The sequence below is a fragment of the Bacteroides acidifaciens genome, assembly GCF_024623065.1.
In the GTDB taxonomy this organism is placed as follows: domain Bacteria; phylum Bacteroidota; class Bacteroidia; order Bacteroidales; family Bacteroidaceae; genus Bacteroides; species Bacteroides acidifaciens.
Genome location: NZ_JANJZR010000019.1, coordinates 36,058 through 56,668, shown reverse-complemented (window position 1 = coordinate 56,668; position 20,611 = coordinate 36,058). Strand labels below are relative to the sequence as shown.

General features: G+C 41.2%; 8 protein-coding genes. All 8 read right to left on the bottom strand.

Annotation, left to right across the window (positions count from 1 at the left end):
- Nucleotides 1-220: 220 nt before the first annotated feature.
- Nucleotides 221-2,167: a glycoside hydrolase family 97 protein gene (locus NSB03_RS08065; RefSeq protein ID WP_257466320.1), complete on the bottom strand. Its 1,947-nt coding sequence runs from the start codon at nucleotides 2,165-2,167 to the stop codon at nucleotides 221-223.
- A gap of 53 nt (nucleotides 2,168-2,220) precedes the next feature.
- The gene (locus tag NSB03_RS08055) at nucleotides 2,221-5,478 is read right to left on the bottom strand and encodes a GH92 family glycosyl hydrolase (protein WP_172504317.1); all 3,258 of its coding nucleotides are present in this window, start codon (nucleotides 5,476-5,478) and stop codon (nucleotides 2,221-2,223) included.
- Between the two features lie 8 nt (nucleotides 5,479-5,486).
- The gene (locus tag NSB03_RS08050) at nucleotides 5,487-6,284 is read right to left on the bottom strand and encodes a basic secretory family protein (protein ID WP_024986864.1); all 798 of its coding nucleotides are present in this window, start codon (nucleotides 6,282-6,284) and stop codon (nucleotides 5,487-5,489) included.
- A gap of 13 nt (nucleotides 6,285-6,297) precedes the next feature.
- On the bottom strand, nucleotides 6,298-8,640 hold the full coding sequence (locus tag NSB03_RS08045) for a GH92 family glycosyl hydrolase (RefSeq protein WP_257466319.1): 2,343 nt from the start codon (nucleotides 8,638-8,640) through the stop codon (nucleotides 6,298-6,300).
- Between the two features lie 6 nt (nucleotides 8,641-8,646).
- Nucleotides 8,647-10,932 carry a GH92 family glycosyl hydrolase gene (locus tag NSB03_RS08040; RefSeq protein ID WP_162222678.1) on the bottom strand — a complete coding sequence of 762 codons (2,286 nt, stop codon included), beginning with the start codon at nucleotides 10,930-10,932 and terminating at the stop codon, nucleotides 8,647-8,649.
- 307 nt (nucleotides 10,933-11,239) lie between these two features.
- Entirely contained in the window at nucleotides 11,240-12,865 is a 1,626-nt protein-coding gene (locus tag NSB03_RS08035; RefSeq protein ID WP_024986863.1) for a RagB/SusD family nutrient uptake outer membrane protein, read from the bottom strand.
- 27 nt (nucleotides 12,866-12,892) lie between these two features.
- Nucleotides 12,893-16,030 carry a SusC/RagA family TonB-linked outer membrane protein gene (locus NSB03_RS08030; protein ID WP_024986862.1) on the bottom strand — a complete coding sequence of 1,046 codons (3,138 nt, stop codon included), beginning with the start codon at nucleotides 16,028-16,030 and terminating at the stop codon, nucleotides 12,893-12,895.
- A gap of 282 nt (nucleotides 16,031-16,312) precedes the next feature.
- Complete coding sequence (locus tag NSB03_RS08025; protein WP_257466318.1) at nucleotides 16,313-20,272, bottom strand: helix-turn-helix domain-containing protein; 3,960 nt, start codon at nucleotides 20,270-20,272, stop codon at nucleotides 16,313-16,315.
- Between the last annotated feature and the right edge of the window lie 339 nt (nucleotides 20,273-20,611).

The window sequence follows — 20,611 nt, the reverse complement described above, 5'->3', positions numbered from 1 at the left end:
AACAAGTATGAGAAACAGGATCAAATCCGAGCTTTTTTACGGAGAAACTATGAGAAATGCTGTTTCAAAAATCATTTCTCATAATCTATCCTATTAGTTTTCTGTCATTTACATCTAACGAATGAGAATATGAGAAATGAAATTCAAAAATCTTCTCTGGGAGACGCTGTTAAAATTAAATTTGAAAGAGAGGGAGGAACATTATAAATTAAATATTCTGTTACTCAATGACAGCTACAAAGCCGCCATTTCTAACCATCTTTATAGTTAGCTGCTCTCCGGCTTTCACCTGGGATGACTTGCAACGATAATCCATCGCCTGACGTCCTGCGTTGATACCATCCTCAAAAGAGGTCATTTGATAAGAGCGATCTTTATCCAAGAAATCTAACTTTATGGTAAACTCACGTTCCTTTTTACCATTATTAGTCATTCCTCCTATAAACCACTTATCTCCTTTCCGTTTTGCTACAATGACATATTCACCTGTTTTAGCTTCCAGTGCCACAGTCTCGTCCCACGTTACGGGCACTTGTGTGATGAAACGGGTACAATCTTCATTACGATAATAAAGAGTAGGATTATCCGCCAACATCTGCAAACCACTCTCAAAAACCACAAAGAGTGCCAACTGATAAGCACGTGTTCCGATACTTGCAGCATTAGGACGTTCCGACCGATACACATTAGGCTGCATGCTGATCATCGCTCCGGGAGTATAATCCATCGGACCAACAGCATTGCGCATAAACGGCAAATACAGACTATTGTCCGGATAGCAACCGCCCATTTGTTCCATGCCACGCACTCCTTCGTAAGACAACACATTCGGATATTTATATTCCAGTCCGGCCGGTTTGAAAGATCCATGAAAATCGACAAACAAATGATGCTTGGCTGCTTCCCGGGCTACCCGTTCGTAAAAGTTGACCATCCACTGGTCACTTCTGTCCATGAAATCAATCTTAAGTCCTTTTACTCCCCATTCCTTGAAAGTCTTGAAAAGATCAAAATTGTTTTCTACCGTCAACCACGTCAGCCAAAGCACAATCCCTACATTTTTTTCCTTGCCATAACGAATCAACTCGTGCAAGTCAACTTTAGGATTAGGCGTATAAGGATCACGCGTACTTTTAGCCCAGCCTTCATCCATAATGATATATGGAATACCAAATTTAGAAGCAAAATCAATGTAATACTTATAAGTATCCAAGTTATAACCGGAAACAAAATTCACATCCGGTCCGTAAGGAGAAGCGTCATTCCACCATTCCCAGCTCACCTGTCCCGGCTTAATCCATGAAACATCCTGGAGTTGATTCTTTTCAGCCAGTTTATAAGTCATTGTGTTCTCAAGCAACTGCTTATCATTTTTACTTATCACAAAGTAACGCCAAGGATAATTTCTCGTACCTTTTGTTTTAGCGATGTAATCAGCTTCTTGAGTAATCTTCACGCTACGATCACTATTCTCGGCAAACGCAAGCGGAGCTTTAGGAAAAACAGAGATTGCTCCGTTCGTGCCCGTTCCTTTGAGAAACATACATGGATAATCAGCCAGATCCGACTCGCTGATTAATATTTTATAGTCTTTTTGTGTGTCAACCAATACCGGCAAAACAGCTATCCGTTCTTCAGGCTTCCACGCATTACTTTGAACATGTGTGTAAGGTTCCTCATAAGCTGTATGGAAACTTCCCGGTTGTTGCAAGTGAAGAAGATAATCCGACGGGAAGTTGATAGCACACTCTTCGTTCATTACTTCAACATCCCCTTTTTGTGAGGTAATAAACCGGTAAGCAACTCCATCGTCAAAAGCACGGAATTCTACTGAATAGTCTTTGAAGGTCAGTAGCAATTGATTATAACGATTACTGACTTTCGAATATTTCAAAGGAACAATAGGAGTTAATTGCTCGTCGATATTCCATTGCTTCTGACGACGCAACTTAGGATTCTGTCCCAACACTTGATTTTTCAGAACCAACAGAAGAGAATTGTCTTTCAACAATACATCTCCGTTATAATCTATACTATAATAGATTTTATCCGAGAGATTCAAGGACACTTTCAGTTCTCCATTGGGAGAAACCAACTCTAACCGGTTCTGCGCATGAAGTAGTGAAACCAAGCACAAACACACAACTAACAGGATATATCTTCTCATGATTTAGATATTTAATTAATTAATCGTTTTACAGTGGCAATGTAATAAAAACATCACTTCGTACGATCAAACGGACTGGGTAATACTCCTTCAAAAGTCATTTTCACAGGTTTGATATACCCGTTTTCATCAAAATACATTCGATCAATACAAGTTTCACGACTATTTGCTGCTGTTTCACCTAACGGACGACGATGATAAACAATATACCACTCATCTTCTCCGGCTCCTTTTATCACCGAATGATGCCCTGCTCCGGTAGCTACCGAAAGATCCTGTTCCAGGATTTTACCAACCCTTTTGAACGGACCAAAGGGGGAATCTGAAATGGAATATGCTACACTATAGTTCGGGAGTCCCCAGCCACCTTCCGACCACATGAAATAATATTTTCCATTACGTTTCAACATAAATGGTCCTTCCACATAGTTTTCCGGAGTGACTTCCTTATACATCGTTCCGTCCTCAAAAGGAACAATACTCAACAAGTCAGGAGCCATTTTCACCATATTACAATGTCCCCAGCCACCATAATACATGTAATATTGCCCGTCATCATCCTTGAATACAAACTGATCGATAGGTTGAGCGCCATGAACAATCTTATCAATCAGCGGCTTGCCCAAAGCATCCTTAAAAGGTCCGGCAGGATTATCTGACGTAGCGACACCAATTCCCCCCACTTCATTATTATTTTGGATATCATTGGCTCCGAAAAACAGATAATACTTATCATTCGCCGCAAGCACCGCTGGCGCCCAAAGAGCACGACGAAGCCAACTGATATTCTCTTTTGATATGACTTTCGGATGCTTTGTCCAGTTCACCAAGTCTTTAGACGAAAAAGCATCCATAAAGGTTTGTTCATCATAAGGTGCCGAATACGTAGGATAGATCCAATATTCATCTCCAAACACGACTCCTTCGGGATCGGCATACCAACCTTTAAAAACAGGATTGCCACTCGTTTTCTTCTCTGAAAAAGTTGCCTGATATTTCATTGTCTTTCCAGGCAACGACAAAGAAGGAGCTACTGCTTCATCCGATACCGCACGCTTATAGTTCGGTTTACTGCTCATGACAAAACGTAGTTTCACGCCATCACGTATATCCTCATATTTCAAATAAGATTTGTCATACTTCTTGCCATTCACATACAACTCCTTTACATACACATTCTTCGGCGACCAATTATCTGCTACCATTTCAATAGCTTTTCCGTTACTCATCCGAACTGTTATTGCCTCAACGCAAGGAGAACCGATATTATACATATTGCTTGAAGGAGCCACCGGGTAAAAGCCAATGCAATTGAACATATACCAAGCCGACATCTGTCCGCAATCGTCATTGCCACTTAATGCATCTGGAGTATCGCCATAGAAACGGTCAGCAATCGTACGGACCCACTTCTGACATTTCCAAGGTTCTTTCAAGTAATTATAAAGATACGCTACATGATGGCAAGGTTCATTTCCATGCCAATAGGCTCCGATACGACCTTGAATATCATGTGCTCCCGGAATGTCATCCGGCAACTCTACCGTGAACAGTTCATCCAACCGATTGCGGAACCAATCTGCGCCAGCTTCGTTCATATATCCTTGTACATCTTGTGGTACATACCAGGTATATTGTACAGTAAAGCCTTCCGTAATATCCCCCCATCCATTTACAGATCCGGGTCCCTGATAAGCTACCGGAGTAAACGGTGTGCGCCAGTTTCCCTGACTGTCCTTGCCACGCATATATTTCGTTTCCGGATCAATCAAAGTCTGATAAGAGAGTGCACGATTCAAGAAATAACGATAATCATCCTCCTTACCCAAAGCCTTGGCAGCCTGTGCCATGCAATAATCATCATACGCATATTCCAATGTTTTAGATACTGACTCCGCCTCTTTATCGAAAGGCACATATCCCATCATACGATATTCCGGCAAACAGTCATAATTCGGATTCATCGCCGTGGTCTTCATAGCCTCATACGCACGTTCGTAATCGAACCCTTTCACTCCCTTCACAATCATGTCAGCCAATACGGAAACGGCATGATAACCAATCATACACCAAGTCTCATTTCCATAAAACGACCAGATAGGAAGCATTTTCTCCACACTTTTATCATAATGAGCCAGCATGGAATTGGCAATATCGGCATTCACTTCCTGTTGAACCAGATTGAACCAAGGATGCAAAGCCCGGTAGGTATCCCAAAGAGAGAATACCGTATAGTTGGTAAATCCTTCGGCTTTTTCTATATTTTTATCTAATCCTCGAAACTGCCCGTCTGCATCCTGAAAGATGAACGGATGCAAAGCCGCATGGTAAGCCGACGTATAGAAGGTTCTTTTCGTTTTACGGTCGGCAGTAAGGGTATATTTTCCAAGTTCTTTTTCCCATAGTGCTTCTCCTTTAGCTTTCAGATCATCGAAAGCGAGTCCGGCAAGTTCCGCCATATTGTTCTTTGCTCCGTTTGTGCTGACCGATGAAATAGCAGTTTTTACAATCACTTCCTCTCCGGCTTTTGTATCAAAAGAGATACAAGCCATCAGATTCTTTCCCCAAGCCTCATAGCTGCTACGAAACCGGGAAGTATTGTAAATCACCGGCTTCTTATTCTGCATAAAGCGCAAGCCGGTCAACTTTTTAGAGAAAGTAGCCGTGAAATAGATATGCCGTTCCGGTCCCCAGCCTTTCACCAGTTTATATCCGGTGATGGTAGAATCATTTTCCATGCGCAGATTCGCCCATTCACAAGATTGCCATAAAGTATGGTTCATATCGATCATTATAAAAGCTTTATCCGATTGAGGATAGGTGAAGCGGAACATACCGCTACGCACCCCTGACGTCATTTCAGCTTTTACTCCATAATCAGACAGTTCCACCGCATAATAATTAGGTGATGCCCATTCCTTTTCATGAGAATAACGTGAACGGTATCCTTTTTCCGGCTCCTCACGTGTTCCCGGATCCAGTTTCATCTCGCCTGTTCCGGGAATAAACAAGAAGTCTCCCAAATCAGGTATACCAGTCCCGCTTAAATGAGTCAGGCTGAATCCCAACAAGGTGGAATGATTATATTTATAACCGGAAGCCGCATCATAGTATTTACTATCCGTGTCCGGACTCATCTGAATTCCTCCGAAAGGAATCTGCGCACCCGGATACACATTACCATAACCATCTGTTCCCACAAATGGATTCACATAATCAATCAGTTTCTCGGTTTGAGCCATGCCCGGCAAAATACTCACCAGACACGACCAAACCAAAAACAATCTCTTTTTACCCAATCTACTAGCCATATTTATTCTTATTGTGCTTGTATATCTCCTACTGCAACTTGATATTCGTGCCACAGTTCATCAATATTATATTCTTTCCCTAAAATATGTTTGATAGCACCATCGAACGACCAAGGCACCACCTCCAACGTACTGCGATTGAACTTACGCAGGAATTCAGGATCTTTGTTATCACGCAACCAGACAAAGAAATAACCGGCTGTACGATAACCGTCCATATAGTTCCCGCCTTTCGGACGGGCATTAGGACCATCGAAGCCACCGTTTGCCACACGTACAGCATCTGCCATACCTTCAATAAATGCCCAGAACACACGGTTAGTCCCATAAGAACCAATCCCCTGTGGTTCCAGCTGATAAGCATGTGTCAGTTCATGCAACAATACCCCGCGCGTTTCGAAAAACAACTTTGCCGTATCATTCGCTGCAAAAGATTTTTCAATATGACGTGTACTGTAGAAAATCGTCACATCACCATTGCCACCGCCTTTAGCAGAAATACCGTTGATATCTTCCAAAGTATAATGTATCTTGTGCACTGCGGGAATACTATCTTCCGGAGAATTATAAAGGGTAGCTAATACAGTACGTGCCTGTTCCTTGATGTACGATTCAGCATCGGGAATAATCCGGTGATAAATGTCCGATCCCAACGTTTCCGGTGCTTTATCCTCAAACAATATAGCACCTGTATTGTACTCTTTCCATACATCAAAATTATCCTTCACCTGCTTTTGCACACTTGCAGCACAAGCCCCCATACCTACCAGCAGGCAAGCAGCATAGATTAAATGTATCTTTTTCATATTTCTTTATTGATTATTGATTGATTCCGTTAGTTAATGAATAAGGTTTATCCTCCGGTGATAATCCGCGGCGTTTGTTAGGTGACGCACCCATCTTGAATTCAAGCACGCCTCCTTTCAAAAGGTCTTCATGTGTAATATACATCTTGTCGTATACTTTGCCGTTCAATTTCAGCGACTGCACGTAACGTTTCTTATCGCTGACACCCGGCGCTTTGATCTCCAATGTCTTTCCATTAGGAAGCGTCATCTTCAGATAAGGTAGGTAGGGAGCTCCCAATACATACTGGTCTGTACCAGGACAAACCGGATAGAAGCCCATCACGGAGAAAAGGTACCATGCTGACATCTGTCCGCAATCATCATTTCCACCCAATCCGTTAATATCATTCTTATACATCTTATTCAGAATCTCACGTAGCCAGTACTGTGATTTCCACGGCTGGGAAGTCCACGCATATAGATAAGGAACATGGTGGCTCGGTTCATTCCCATGCACATATCCGCCGACCAAACATTCTTCCGTAATATCCTCATTATGTTCATAGTACTTCTCCGGCAGATGCATGGAGAACAGTTCATCCAATTTCTGCACGAACGTCCCTTCTCCTCCCATCAAGTCGATCATGCCAAATACATCGTGTGGCACATGAAAAGAGAAATTCCATGAATTGCCTTCAATAAAACCTTCACCATAGGTTTGTAATACATCAAACTCTTTCTTGAAAGAACCGTCACTATAACGGGGACGTGCAAAGCCGATGCTCGTATCGTAAATGTTACGGTAGTTGAGGGCACGCTTGCGGTAAGTGTCCGCTATTTCCTTGTTACCGGCTTTCAAGGCTGTCTGATAAATGGTCCAGTCATCATATGCATATTCCAGCGTAGTAGAAGCTGCTGTACCACTTTTGTCAAGCGGAATATATCCCAGCTTCATATAATCAGCTATACCTTCATAATACGGAACGGTGGATGTACTGACCATTGCCGCCAATGCCTCATCCACATTCGAAAAGACGCCTTTGGTTATTGCATCCGCCAGTACAGACACAGCATGATAACCGCTCATACACCAGTTTTCATTTCCCATCAGACTCCATATCGGCAACATTCCGTGCACGCTTTGTTGCTCATGTTTAATCATGGATTCCACCATATCCGCATTGCGTCCCGGTTTCACCAGATTCAGGAAAGGATGTTCCGCACGATAGGTATCCCAAAGGGAAAATATAGTATAGTTGGTGAATCCTTCCGCCCGGTGTATGTTATGATCCAGCCCACGATAGGAACCGTCTACATCCATATACACAGACGGATTAATCATGGTGTGGTAAAGAGAAGTATAGAACATTGCTTTCTGATCGGGCGTACCTTCGATCTCGAAATGTTTCAGTTCACTATTCCAATCTGTACGAGCAGCTTCCGTCAACTGTTCGAAACTCTTTCCGGAAGCCTCGGCATGCAGATTCTTAATGGCCCCTTCCGTACTGACTGCCGACAATGCCACTTTTACAACCAGTTCCGAATTGTTAGCGGTATCGAAGTTAAAGTAAGCCACGATTTTTCGACCTGTGATTTCGGGGAAGTTCTTTTCCAACTTAAAACGACGCCAAAAGCCATTGTACAATACTTTTTCCTTATCCTTATATCCGTAGTCTTTAATCGGCTGTGACAAAGAGATAGCAAAATAGGTATAATTCGTACGCGCCCATCCATTGGTGATACGATATCCGGTCAACAGAGTATCGTTTTCGACTCTCAAATTGGCCCATAGAACTTTGCCGTCATAATTATAAATACCATGCACCAGATCCAAAATCAAATGACCATCTTTTCCTTTCGGGAAGGTATATTTATGTATACCCGTCCGTTGTGTTGCTGTCAGTTGGGCCTTAATGCCATAATCGTCCAGTATCACTTCATAATATCCGGGAACAGCTTTTTCTGTAGCATGGTCAAAACGTGAACGGTATCCCTCTTCCGGATAATCCGCCCGACCGGGATTTAACTTCACATCGCCAACAGCAGGCATCAACAAGATGTCTCCCAAGTCAGAATGTCCCGTACCACTAAGATGAGTGTGACTGAAGCCAACAATGGTCTTGTCCCTATATTGGTAACCGGCACAATACTCGTAGGCATTTTTCTGATAAGCTCCATTTACATTATGCGGAATTGTGTCTGTGTCCGGACTCAACTGTACCCATCCGAAAGGAGTGCAAGCACCGGGAAAAGTGTGCCCCATCCCATTGGTCCCGATAATCGGATTCACATAGTCTACCGGCTGTTGGGCTATGGCGGACAAAGTTGCTGCCGCCATAGTCATCATCAATACTTTCTTTCTCAAATTATTCATATCAGCTTACTTTACGTCACGAGAGAATGAATACGGGAAGTCTGATTCGTTGATACCTCTTCCCTTATTCGGTTTGTTATCCATATCAAACACCAGACGACCGCCTTTCAACAGATCGAAATGGTTCAGATAATTCTTTGTATAATTCTTGCCATTATAGTTCAATGAACGAATATAACGATTATCATCGTTATTCTTCGGGGCGGAGATTTCCAATTTCTTGCCGTTCTCCAGTGTAATCGTTGCTTTCTTAAAGTAAGGAGCTCCCATCACATATTCATTGCTGCCCGGACATACCGGATAGAAACCCAATGCAGTAAATACATACCAAGCCGAAGTCTGTCCATTATCTTCATCTCCACAATAACCGTCCGGAGTAGGAAGATAGAGGCGGTTCATCGTCTCACGCAACCAATATTGGGCTTTCCACGGTTCGCCGGCATAGTTATACAAGTAGATCATGTGCTGGATAGGTTGGTTGCCATGTGCATAGTTACCCATGTTAGCAATTTCCATTTCACGAATCTCGTGAATCACTCCTCCATAATAGCTATCATCAAATACAGGAGGAAGATTGAACACCGAATCAAGCATACTGACAAACATCTTCTTGCCGCCCATCAGATCAACCAGTCCTTGTACATCGTGGAATACCGACCATGTATAATGCCAACTATTTCCTTCCGTAAAGGCATCTCCCCATTTAAAAGGATTGAAAGGAGTCTGGAAAGTTCCGTCGGAATTTTTTCCCCGCATCAACTTAGTTTCCGGATCGAACAGATTACGGTAGTTCTGACTCCTTTTCTTATAAACATCCAGTTCTTCTGCCGGACGACCTAATTTTTCACCCATACGGTAAATGCACCAGTCATCGTATGCATATTCCAATGTGCGTGCCGCATTCTCATTAATTTTCACATCGTATGGCACATAGCCCAGTTTGTTATAATATTCATATCCACGGCGTCCGGTAGTAGAAACTTTCGGATGTACGCTATTGGCCCCTTTCAGTAGGCCTTCGTACATTTTTTCTGCATCCACTTTGGTCACATTCTTCATGAAGGCATCCGCCACTACAGAAGCTGAATTGTTCCCAACCATACAACCACGATGGCCCGGGCTGGCCCATTCTGGAAAGAATCCACTTTCAAGATAGGTATTCAACAGGCCTTCCTGCATCTTCTCACCCATTGAAGGATATATCAAATTAACAAATGGAAACAAGCAACGGAAAGTATCCCAGAATCCAGTGTCGGTAAACATATATCCCAGACGGATTTCACCATTATAGGGACTGTAATGTATAGTCTCCCCCTTACCGTTTACCTCGTAAAACATACGGGGAAACAACACCGAACGATACAAGCAAGAGTAGAACGTACGCATACGGTTCTCATCGCTGTCTTCAACCTTGATACGCCCCAAGACATTGTTCCATGCCTTACGACCGGCCTCTTTTGTCTGTTCAAAGGTCTTATTACCAATTTCCTTCAAGTTCAGTTCCGCCTGTTCGGGGCTGATGAATGAGGATGCCACTTTTGCATGCACTTGTTCTCCTTTTTTCGTCGAAAATCCGATAGCAGCACCCACGTGATTGGATTGCAGTTCGAGATGTGTTTCAACCAAATGATAGTCTGCCCATACTTTATTGAAAGTAAAAGGCTTGTCGAACTCTATCACAAAGTAATTCTTAAAGTTTTGAGGAACACCGCCACTATTGCGTGTCGTATAACCGATTATTTTATTTTCTTCGGGAATCACCTTCACATACGAACCACGATCGAAAGCATCTATTACCACATAGGCATCGGAGGTTTCAGGGAAAGTGAAACGGAAATATGCACAACGTTCTGTCGGAGCTATTTCAGTTGTCATATCATATTCCGACAAATAAACACTATAATAGTAAGGAGTGGCTTTCTCTGCTTTGTGAGAGAACCAGGAAGCACGACTGTCCTGATCAATCTTCAACTGTTTAGTCATCGGCATGATTGAAAACTGACCGTAGTCATTGATCCACGGACTGGGCTGATGGGTTTGCTTGAAACCTCTGATTTTGTCGGATGCATAAGTGTAAGCCCAACCGTCACCCATCTTTCCGGTTTGTGGCATCCAAAAATTCATTCCCCAAGGCAACGCAATGGCGGGATATGTATTTCCATTGGATAGTGAGATTTTCGAATCAGTCCCCATTAAAGGATTCACATAGTCTACCGGTTGCTTTTGTGCAAAGGTAGAGGAAACTCCCAATAGCAGGGCTATTGCGAAAGATAGTAGTTTCTTTTTGTTCATGGTCTACGAATTAAACTATTAATACTAGATTATCAAGTCTTTTTTATTTATGTTACAAATTAAAGCATCTTTCAGCAATTATCAGTCCTCTGATACGCCAAAATAAGAAAAAATAGCAGTATAGTCAACCAAAGGAAACGAGTGTCAACGAGAGTACAAGTTAAATAACTGAGAATCAAAACATAATATTTATGTGTATACAATGAGAGTACAACCGAAAGACTAACCGTTTAAGCAATAGAGAGAGGATAATTAGCCTTTACCCTCTCTCCAATTCTATCAGAAACAAATATTTATTATTACCTAATTAATTCCATCCTGGGTTCTGATGTCCTTCCAACGCAGGATTAGCCTGAATTTCATCTAACGGGATAGGCCATAACAAAGCATATTCAGGAATGGCACCGACTCTTGTGCTTCCATCTGGCTTGTTTTGGATTTGAGCCGATGCAAGAGCAGTCCATTTCAATTTTCCTGATTCTGTAGATGCTTCCGGATACAAACGAGTACGGCGAATGTCGTCCCAAATCTTAAATTCCAACGGTAACTCATGTAAACGTTCAGTCAAAATCGATTGTATTAAATCATTTCCTGTAGCCGTCTCATCTGCCAATCCAGCACGTTTACGCACTTGATTGAGATAATATTTAGCTCCACCGACAGCATTATCTTCATGATTTGTACGTGCCAGACCTTCGGCCGCAATCAGCAAGACTTCCGCAAAACGGAATACCGGCATATTATAATCACCGTCGTGACCGCTAATCAAAGCATTTTCATCAAACCACGCCCAGTTGCCTGCATTGTTCAAAGTATAAGTCTTTCCTGCAGCATCGGTATATTCCTTAAAGAAGAACTGTTTCTCATGTCCTCGAATATCATTAGAGGCATAGCTGTTAAGCAACATATCACAGGGAAGGTATGCATTATACAGCACGTCTCCTCCCGGATGGAACACTCCCCATTGGAAAGCATCTGTACCAATAGAACGACAAGCATAAGAGTTACCTACACTATAATCACTATAATTATATTCTTTAGCATAAATGATTTCTGCAGAACTTTTCGTAGTCTTGATTACATTATATGCCGAGCTCAAATCATCAGTCGTTCCATTTGGATGAATAAGTTCGTGAGGACTGTCATTGATCACTTTCAAAGCCATCTGTGCAGCTTTACTATAATAGTCTGCTCCACCATTTAACGGTGCACCTGCCCATTGCAGATAAACCTGTGCCAGCAAAGTCTGCGCCATTGCCCTGGTAACATAACAGCCATTTTCATAGAACGTCTTATTAGGCAATGCATCTCCATTGACAATATCCAGCAAGTCGGCTTCAATCTTCTTATAGATCTCTTCGGCAGAAAGTCGTTCTTTGTACATACCTTCTGTAGAAGTGTAAGGTTCTGAAATATAAGGAACACCACCAAATTCTTTGACTAGCCAAAAATATCCGTATGCACGGAAGAATTTACCTTGAGCCACATAATTATTAATAGTAGCTTCATCCAGCACACCGGTCATTGTCGGAATATTGGCAATAACAAAGTTGGCACGTGAAATACCTTTATAAAACTCATGCCAGTATTTCATTGCAATATCATCAAAAGATTCAATATTGAAATTACACCCTTCGGATGCCGTAGTAAATGTTCTATCCTTACGCTTATCAACGTACAATCCGGACACAATACCACCCCACATTGTCGCTTTAGGAGTCCAGCCACCGCCTACATCAGTGTTGTGTAAATAAGGTACACCACCGAAATACAATGCGTTCACACCCGACTCCGCATCAGCTTTCGTCTTCCAGAACTGGTCAGATGACTTCATATCCAATGGTTCTTCTTTCAGGAAATCGTCGCATGAATTCAGCAACACAGAAAGTGAACACATGCAAAATGCAGATATATATACTTTTAATAGTTTCATAATTCTTATGGTTTTTATAACGGTGAATTAAAATGCTACATTAAGACCGAACGTAAATGTTCTCGGACGCGGATAGGTAAAGAACTGGCGGTTAGCACCCCATTTGTTGTCACCTAAACGAGATGAGTTATCCGGATCATATCCGTTATAGTCTTTAGAAGTAATCAGGAATGCGTTATTCACATTCGCATACAAGCGCAACGAAGAAAGACCGATCTTCTTAACCAGTGTCGGATTGAAAGTGTATCCGAGCTGAATCATGTTACAACGCAAATAAGAACCGTTGCAAACCCAATCATCATCTGCTTGGTTATTAGCTCCCTGACCAAAGTTGTTCAGGCGGATTGCCTGTTCTTTACCCGACGGATTGAGAGTAGGATGCCATGCTTCTTTATAAAGACGGTCTATACCGTTGGTCAGGAAACGGGCTACAGTAGAGTGATAATATTCTTGCATCACATCTACTCCCCATGTAAACTGAAAGTCTAAAGTCAAATCGAAACCTTTATAATTGAAGGTATTGATAAATGAGCCCATCCAGTCAGGTAATCCGTTACCGATAATTTCGCGTTTCTTATAAGTTACCTTTTCACCGATAGTGGAAGGTATGTTCATCGTCTCCGGATCCCAGTTAGACGGAATACCATCGTAAATACCGGCACGCTTATAACCATAGAAAGAGGAAAGCTCTTCACCTTCACGAATCAACATATCGTAACCCACAAAACCGTCGGTCGTAATCTGACGCTTACCGGTGACAGGATCAACAGATGCACTTTCATCCAACTTCTCTACACGGTTTTTGTTGAAACCTAAATTAAGAGTGGAAGTCCACTGGAAATCATGTGTCTGAATAGGATATGCTGTAACCAGAATATCTAAACCACGATTGGAAACGGCTCCAATATTATCCATAATGGAAGAGTAACCTGTTGATTCAGGAACCGGACGGTCGAGCAACAAATCCGAAGTATACTTATAATAATAGGAAATATCGAAATTCAGCCTGTTATTGAATAAACCCAACTCGAATCCTAAGTCCCACTGTCCTGTCTTTTCCCATTTCAAGTCCGGATTAGGCATATTGTCCAAGTAGGACACAACGTGCAGAGCATCACCAATGATTGTATTCGACTGGCTCACTGTAGCCAATGATTTATAAGTACCGATTTCCGAATTACCTGTCAGACCGTAAGAAGTATGCAACTTCAGTTTGCTGATCAATGAGTTATCTTTCAAGAAGTCTTCATTAGAAATCATCCATCCCAAACCGACTGATGGGAAAAATGCATATTTATTGTTCTGTCCGAATTTGGAAGAACCGTCATAACGACCGGTTACGGTAGCCATATACTTGTTGTCATAAGAATATGCCAGACGCAAGAAATAAGAGTTCATCGCCCACTTGTCGTAATCACTGCCAACAGAAGGACGGTTCGTACCGGAACCTAAATTATAATATCCGTAGAAGTCATCGATATACTTACTGTCGGAAGCATTGAAAGAGGTATAGCGATATTCCTGCCAAGACATACCTGCCATTGCATTAAGATGATGTTTATTAAAATCTTTCACATAAGTCAGGTAAGTTTCTTCCTGCCAATACAGTGAATTGGAATTACTTGCAGAAGCTGATCCTTCAGTACTCTGATTAATCATCGGACGCGGAGTGAACGGCGTATAGTTAGCGTCGCGATTATTGTGGTAATCGATACCGAACTGGGTTTTCAGATCTAATCCTTTCATGAGATGGAAAGTCAAAGCCGCATTACCAAAGATCTGCGTACGATATTGCATAGCCTGCATTCGTTCGAGCAACTCAACGGGATTACCTACACCTTCCGGACTGAATCCTTGTTTTCCGCTATTAGGATCAGTCTGATTATTGAGAATAGAGCTTGTATTAATAATGTTCGTCTGCGTATATTCACCATCCAGCTTAACCGGTAAGAAAGGCAACTGTTCGATCATTGTACGCAATGCGCCTTGTCCGTAAGGGTTATCAGAAGTTCTATTACCCCAAGTATGATTTACTAATAAATTAACGGAAGTAGACAGCCAATCAGTCGGTTTGTCATCATACGCCAATTTTGCATTGATACGTTTGAAGTAAGAATTCAACAAAATACCCTGTTGATCGGTATAATTGATGAATGCTCCGATAGAAGATCCTTCTCCTGTACGTTGGATACTGATCTGATGGTTATGAGAGATGGCAGTGCGGGATGCTTCATCCTGCCAGTTGGTATTATATTTCGGAGAACCGTCTGCATTGAACAAACGTTCGTCTGTGAATATCTGTGACAGATCAGTTGTGAAGTTCTTGCCTTGAAATTCGTTGGCATTTTCCAATCCTTGCTTGAAGGTAGACATCCATTCGTTAGCATCCATTACGTCTATTTTTCTAGCCATCTTACCGATAGACAATGAACCATCATAGGAAACATGGACTCCTTTTCCTGCATTACCACGCTTGGTAGTCACCATGATAACACCATTCGCACCACGGGCACCATAGATGGCAGCAGAGGAAGCATCTTTCAATACTTCGATAGATTCGATATCATTCGGATTAAGCAATTCGAAGTTTGACATCACCACTCCATCGACTACGTACAGCGGTGATGCCGATGCGTTGATAGTAGAAATACCACGAATGATGACACGTGATTCTCCACCCGGCTGACCGGTATTAGAGAAGATATTCACACCGGCCACTTTACCCTTCAATCCGTCAAGCGCATTGAATGATTGTGCTTTCAGCATGTCTTTACCTTTGGCTGTGGAAATGGAACCCGTCAAGTCTGATTTGCGCATGGTACCATAACCTACAACGACTACTTCGTCCAGTGCTTTCGTATCCGATTGCAGAACTACGTTCAGAACATTACTCTTTAATTCCGAGACTTTAAATTCTTGTGTGATATAACCAATATACGAAAACACCAAGGTGGCATTGGAAGGAACAGAGAGAGTGTATTTACCGTTAATGTCAGTGATTGTTCCTGTACTACCGTTTTTAACTTTCACCGTACCACTGATAACCGCCTCTCCCTGATCATCGGTTACCGTACCGGAGATTGATTTTACAGATTGAGCATTCATGCCCAAACTCAACATCATACCTATTATAAATAAGGTAAGATACTTTAGTTTTTCATTCATAATTCCTTTAAATTTGATTAATAATAAGGTTAATTCCCTTTAAAAAGATTGTTGCAAATAAAGGTTATTCGAATAAAACTCCAATGCTCTACCTTGCCAAAAAAACGGCAAAATAAAGATACATATTTAAAGCACAGAATGGCAAATTAGAGCACAGGTTAATACTCTAATAATCAATATAATAAAATTAACAGAAGGGATTTAGAGCACAAGGTTGTGACAAACAAATAAATAATAATGTTTCCCAACTAATCACCTATACGAAAGAATTTAACCTGACAATCAGCATACCTTTCGCTGTTCCCGATAATCTTTCGGTGTCATCCCGAACCGACGGGTAAACTCTTTATAAAAATAAGACCGGCTGGAAATACCGACCTCCATAATAACATCTTGAATAGAAAGTTCTTCATCAAGTAACAGGCGGGCTGCCTTTTCCATACGGTAACTCTTTATTAAATCACCGGGAGCAGTATTGGAAATTTCCTTGAATTTACGATAGAACTGACGGGAACTCATTGCCATACGATCAGCTATCAACGTTGAGCCCAGTTCTTCCTTGTCCAGGTTTTCTTCAATCACCTTTAACAATTTGCGAATAAAATCAGCTTGTTCGGTAGTTGTACAGATAATCTGTCCCGCCAAATCTCCCAGTTCCTCCATATATATCTGCTTCGCTTCCCGCTTTCCATAAATAGCATTATGGACAACTTCCCGCAAAAACAATATATCATAAGGAAGTACAATATAAGAATCAGACCACAAGATCAGTTCCCGCTGAATGGCCGAACCAACTTTCCAGGTTAACAATGGAATAAAAGCTGTCTTTGAAAGCAGAGTACGATTTCGGCTAACATACTCCATAAAAGTACTTTCAGCATTGGCATACATTGTCATATCCACTAATAATAGAGCCGGAGCCGACCGACGAATTTCGTCAAAAGCAAGCTGCACACTCTTTACTTGATGAACCACATATTCATCAGCCAGGAAATTACTAATCAACCAAGTCATTTCATCTCTGTCTTCCAACAAAAGCACAGTTTTTTTCCCTTGTTCACCTGCCACTGTCAAGATCGCCGGTTCAAAGATAATCGTCAACCGATTACCACTCTCATCATTATCATAACGAAGAACGGCATGAATACGTTCCAAAGCTGACCGTACAAAACCTAAAAGTAAATGCACAGCGAACACATGATCGGAATCTTTCTCCGTCACCGAAGAAGCTTTATCTGAAAGATATTCATACAACGCTTTCGCAGTAGCATCTTTAGAAGAAAAATGTAGCTGCATCTTACCATCCTGTTCTGACATTTCTACTATTACGCCATGAGTACCCTTCATTTCAGTAATCCGGAGATAGCAGCAATAAAGAATACTATATAATGCATTCTTGTAAACTGGAAATGTTAAGTGTTCCGGAATCATTGACGATATAGAAGAATGATCAATCCCTTGTTCTCCCAACGTACGCAACACCTCTTGAGAAACTCCCTGTATACTCATACGTGCAGAAACAATAAATCGATCCGGAAAGAATTGTTTAAGTTCTTCCAAAAACAGAGCGTCAGGATTAAGAAGTGCGCTCATCACAGTTTCGCGTATCAGTGACACTTTCTCAAGACATTGCTCATAAGAAAGATTCTCAGCACGCAATTGGTCACAATAATTATAAATGAGAGTAAAATCTTCAAGCATCCTACGGTTTGTATATACAGTCTCGGATTTCCGACAACTTTCTGTCCCCATCAGTGTTTTCATCATCCGTTCCTGAAGGTAGTTTTTACGTAGTAAATATATCACGTACCCTAACAGCAACAAGAAAATGATCAAATAAACAAAATAAGCCGCCACCGATCGATACCAGGGAGAAAGGATATATACCGGAATAGAAAAATGCCGATATTCCATATCAAATACATCCCTCTTATAGCGTACCTTAAAGATATAATCACCTGCCGGCACTCCTGTATATGAGGCTTCATTAATACTACTAAAAGAGGTCCAATCCTTATCATATCCTTCCAACTGGTAAGAATATTCTATATCTTCTCCTGATAAAAAATCCGGAACAACAAAAGAAAGTGAAAATGAAACCTCCGTCCCCTTCAACTGTAATGCCTTACCATCGTCTGTATAGTAATCTCCATCTTCCTGAACCACTTGCGTATGTCCAACAGTCAACTTACGTAACAAAATATCCGGATAAAATTCCGGAGCAGCCTGCACCTCTTTATCCAAATAAAGCAACCCGTCAATCCCACCGAAAAAAAGCTCCTGTGTATATGGACACATGTAATAAGCATCATCGCTAAACTCGCCGATTTGAACACCTGCACTGTAAAAGTAGGCATGTGATGAGCCATTTATCGGATTATATTTAATCAGCCCCCGATTCGTACCAAGCCATAAGAGTCCGTTCTCATCTTCAAGTACACCATGAATCATATCATTGAGCAAACCTTGCTCCCGTCCGATATAGGTAGCTTTCATCTGTTTTCCATTAGAATTCAGACATACCAATCCTGATGTTGTCCCTACATATAACAGTCCTTCTTTGGTCCGATACAGGCTAAGCACATCGTCTACCGACTTATGAAGCATTTCTTTCAAAGAAATCACCTTATATTCTTCAGTCCGCTTATCAAACCGTACGAGTCCTTTCTCCCGACTGCCAAGCCACAAAATAGAATCCCCCTCGGACAGCATTGGATAGAACATCGTAATTTCTCGCTGACCGTGAAAAAAATGATAACTTTTCTGCGACTTGAAACGAATGGTACCTGCCTGCTTCTCAAGTATTAATTTATGAAAACCGAAACCGGCTGTCACCACATAAAGTACACTATCATTTTCCTCATAAATGCCATGTATCTCGGTGGGTTGTGCCGGCAGATTCTCCACAGAATGCAAAGCCTTGTCTTCAAAAGAATAGTAAAATAGTCCCGGATCTCCAGATCCTATCCAAAAGCCATCCATATAACGGCTTTGAACCAATTTATAAACAGGAAATTCTTTATTCCATCGTATATAAGACACAACATTTTGCTTACCTTCAGGAGAGTAAACTGTAACGGTAGAAGCCTCTTCATTCTCACGATAATCCGGTATATGCAACAGTCCATCACCTTTCGTCCCGAACCATAGCCCACCACTATTGTCTGTCATAACAGAACGTACCTGCCTGCTTAAGTTAGATGACAGTTGATTGAGCATCAAATTGGTGGCAATAGAATATTTCTTAGCATACATAATCGTTCCTTGTCCGTCCGAAGCAACCCATAAGACATTCTGATGAGGATCTCGATAAATACTATATATACGCACATTCCGGTCGACCACTTCTTCTTTATATTTTTGTGAAGTACGGAGACGGACTAACCCATTCGTTCGAAAACCAATAATAATATCTTCATAGAAAAGGGCTATTCCTGCAATAGTTCCATTCTTCTGCACTAATGAAGAAAGGTTACGAATATAAATTTTAGATTGTCGGGAAATATCATAAACATAAAGATCATGCTCACTATCGATAAAACAAAGAACACCATTCTGATAAAAGACATCTTCAATAGGTTTCGCATGAAAATTAGTAGATGAAACAGTTGAATGAATTGATAATGTGTCACAATCAAAAGCATCCTGCGAAACCTGTAACAGCTCCCCTGTTTGTTGGGTGAAAATCCACAAAACACCATCATCCGTTACGAATGCCCGTTTATCCATATCTTCTACGGGTACTTTCAGATTCTTAATCTGTACAAATCGTTTATAAGATGTATTATAGTAGAAAATTCCACCATGACTCACCACCCATGTGTTTCCTTTAGAATTGGAATGTAGATAATAATCATCTGTAAAGTCATAATATCCGACAACTTGCCGTGAATTCTGTGAAAGACGATTAATCCCCAAATGAGTAGAAATCCACAAACAATTATTATCCGCCTGCTGAATAGAATGGATTACGTTGTTACTCAAAGCCTTGGGAGCTGAAAAATCGGAACGGAAAACTTCCATGCTTCTGCCGTCATAACAATTGATTCCATCGTAAGTACCGAACCACATCAACCCTGTATTGTCTTGAAAAAGACAAAGCACAGCGCTATTAGATAATCCTTGCTGATAATCTACTTTCCGGAAGATATATGAATCTTTACCACCATCTGCCTGACAGATCAATGAATAAATCAATAGAACAAAAGGAAAAATCAAGCGCATTTTCATTGTGTTAATCATTAATATCATCTATTAAATATCAGGCAATCGCTTATATGTTTTGTTTCGCAGTGCGAAAGAAAATAGCCATTAATAATCGATGCCTTTGATTCTCTTTACACAAAGATACGTTTTTATACGGAAAATGCAACTCTATTTTATCAAGTACCTCTATTTTCAACAATTACTTCACTACTAAGTTCACACAATCTAAGAGTCTGCCTCTTCCATTTTTCAATGATCTCATCATTATAAATAATGCAATCAGTTTTATTTTCATGCCGTACGTTTATCAATATGCATATTTAAGCCATGTGTTTATCATTGATATAAGACCTATAAAGTTGTATACCAATTGAT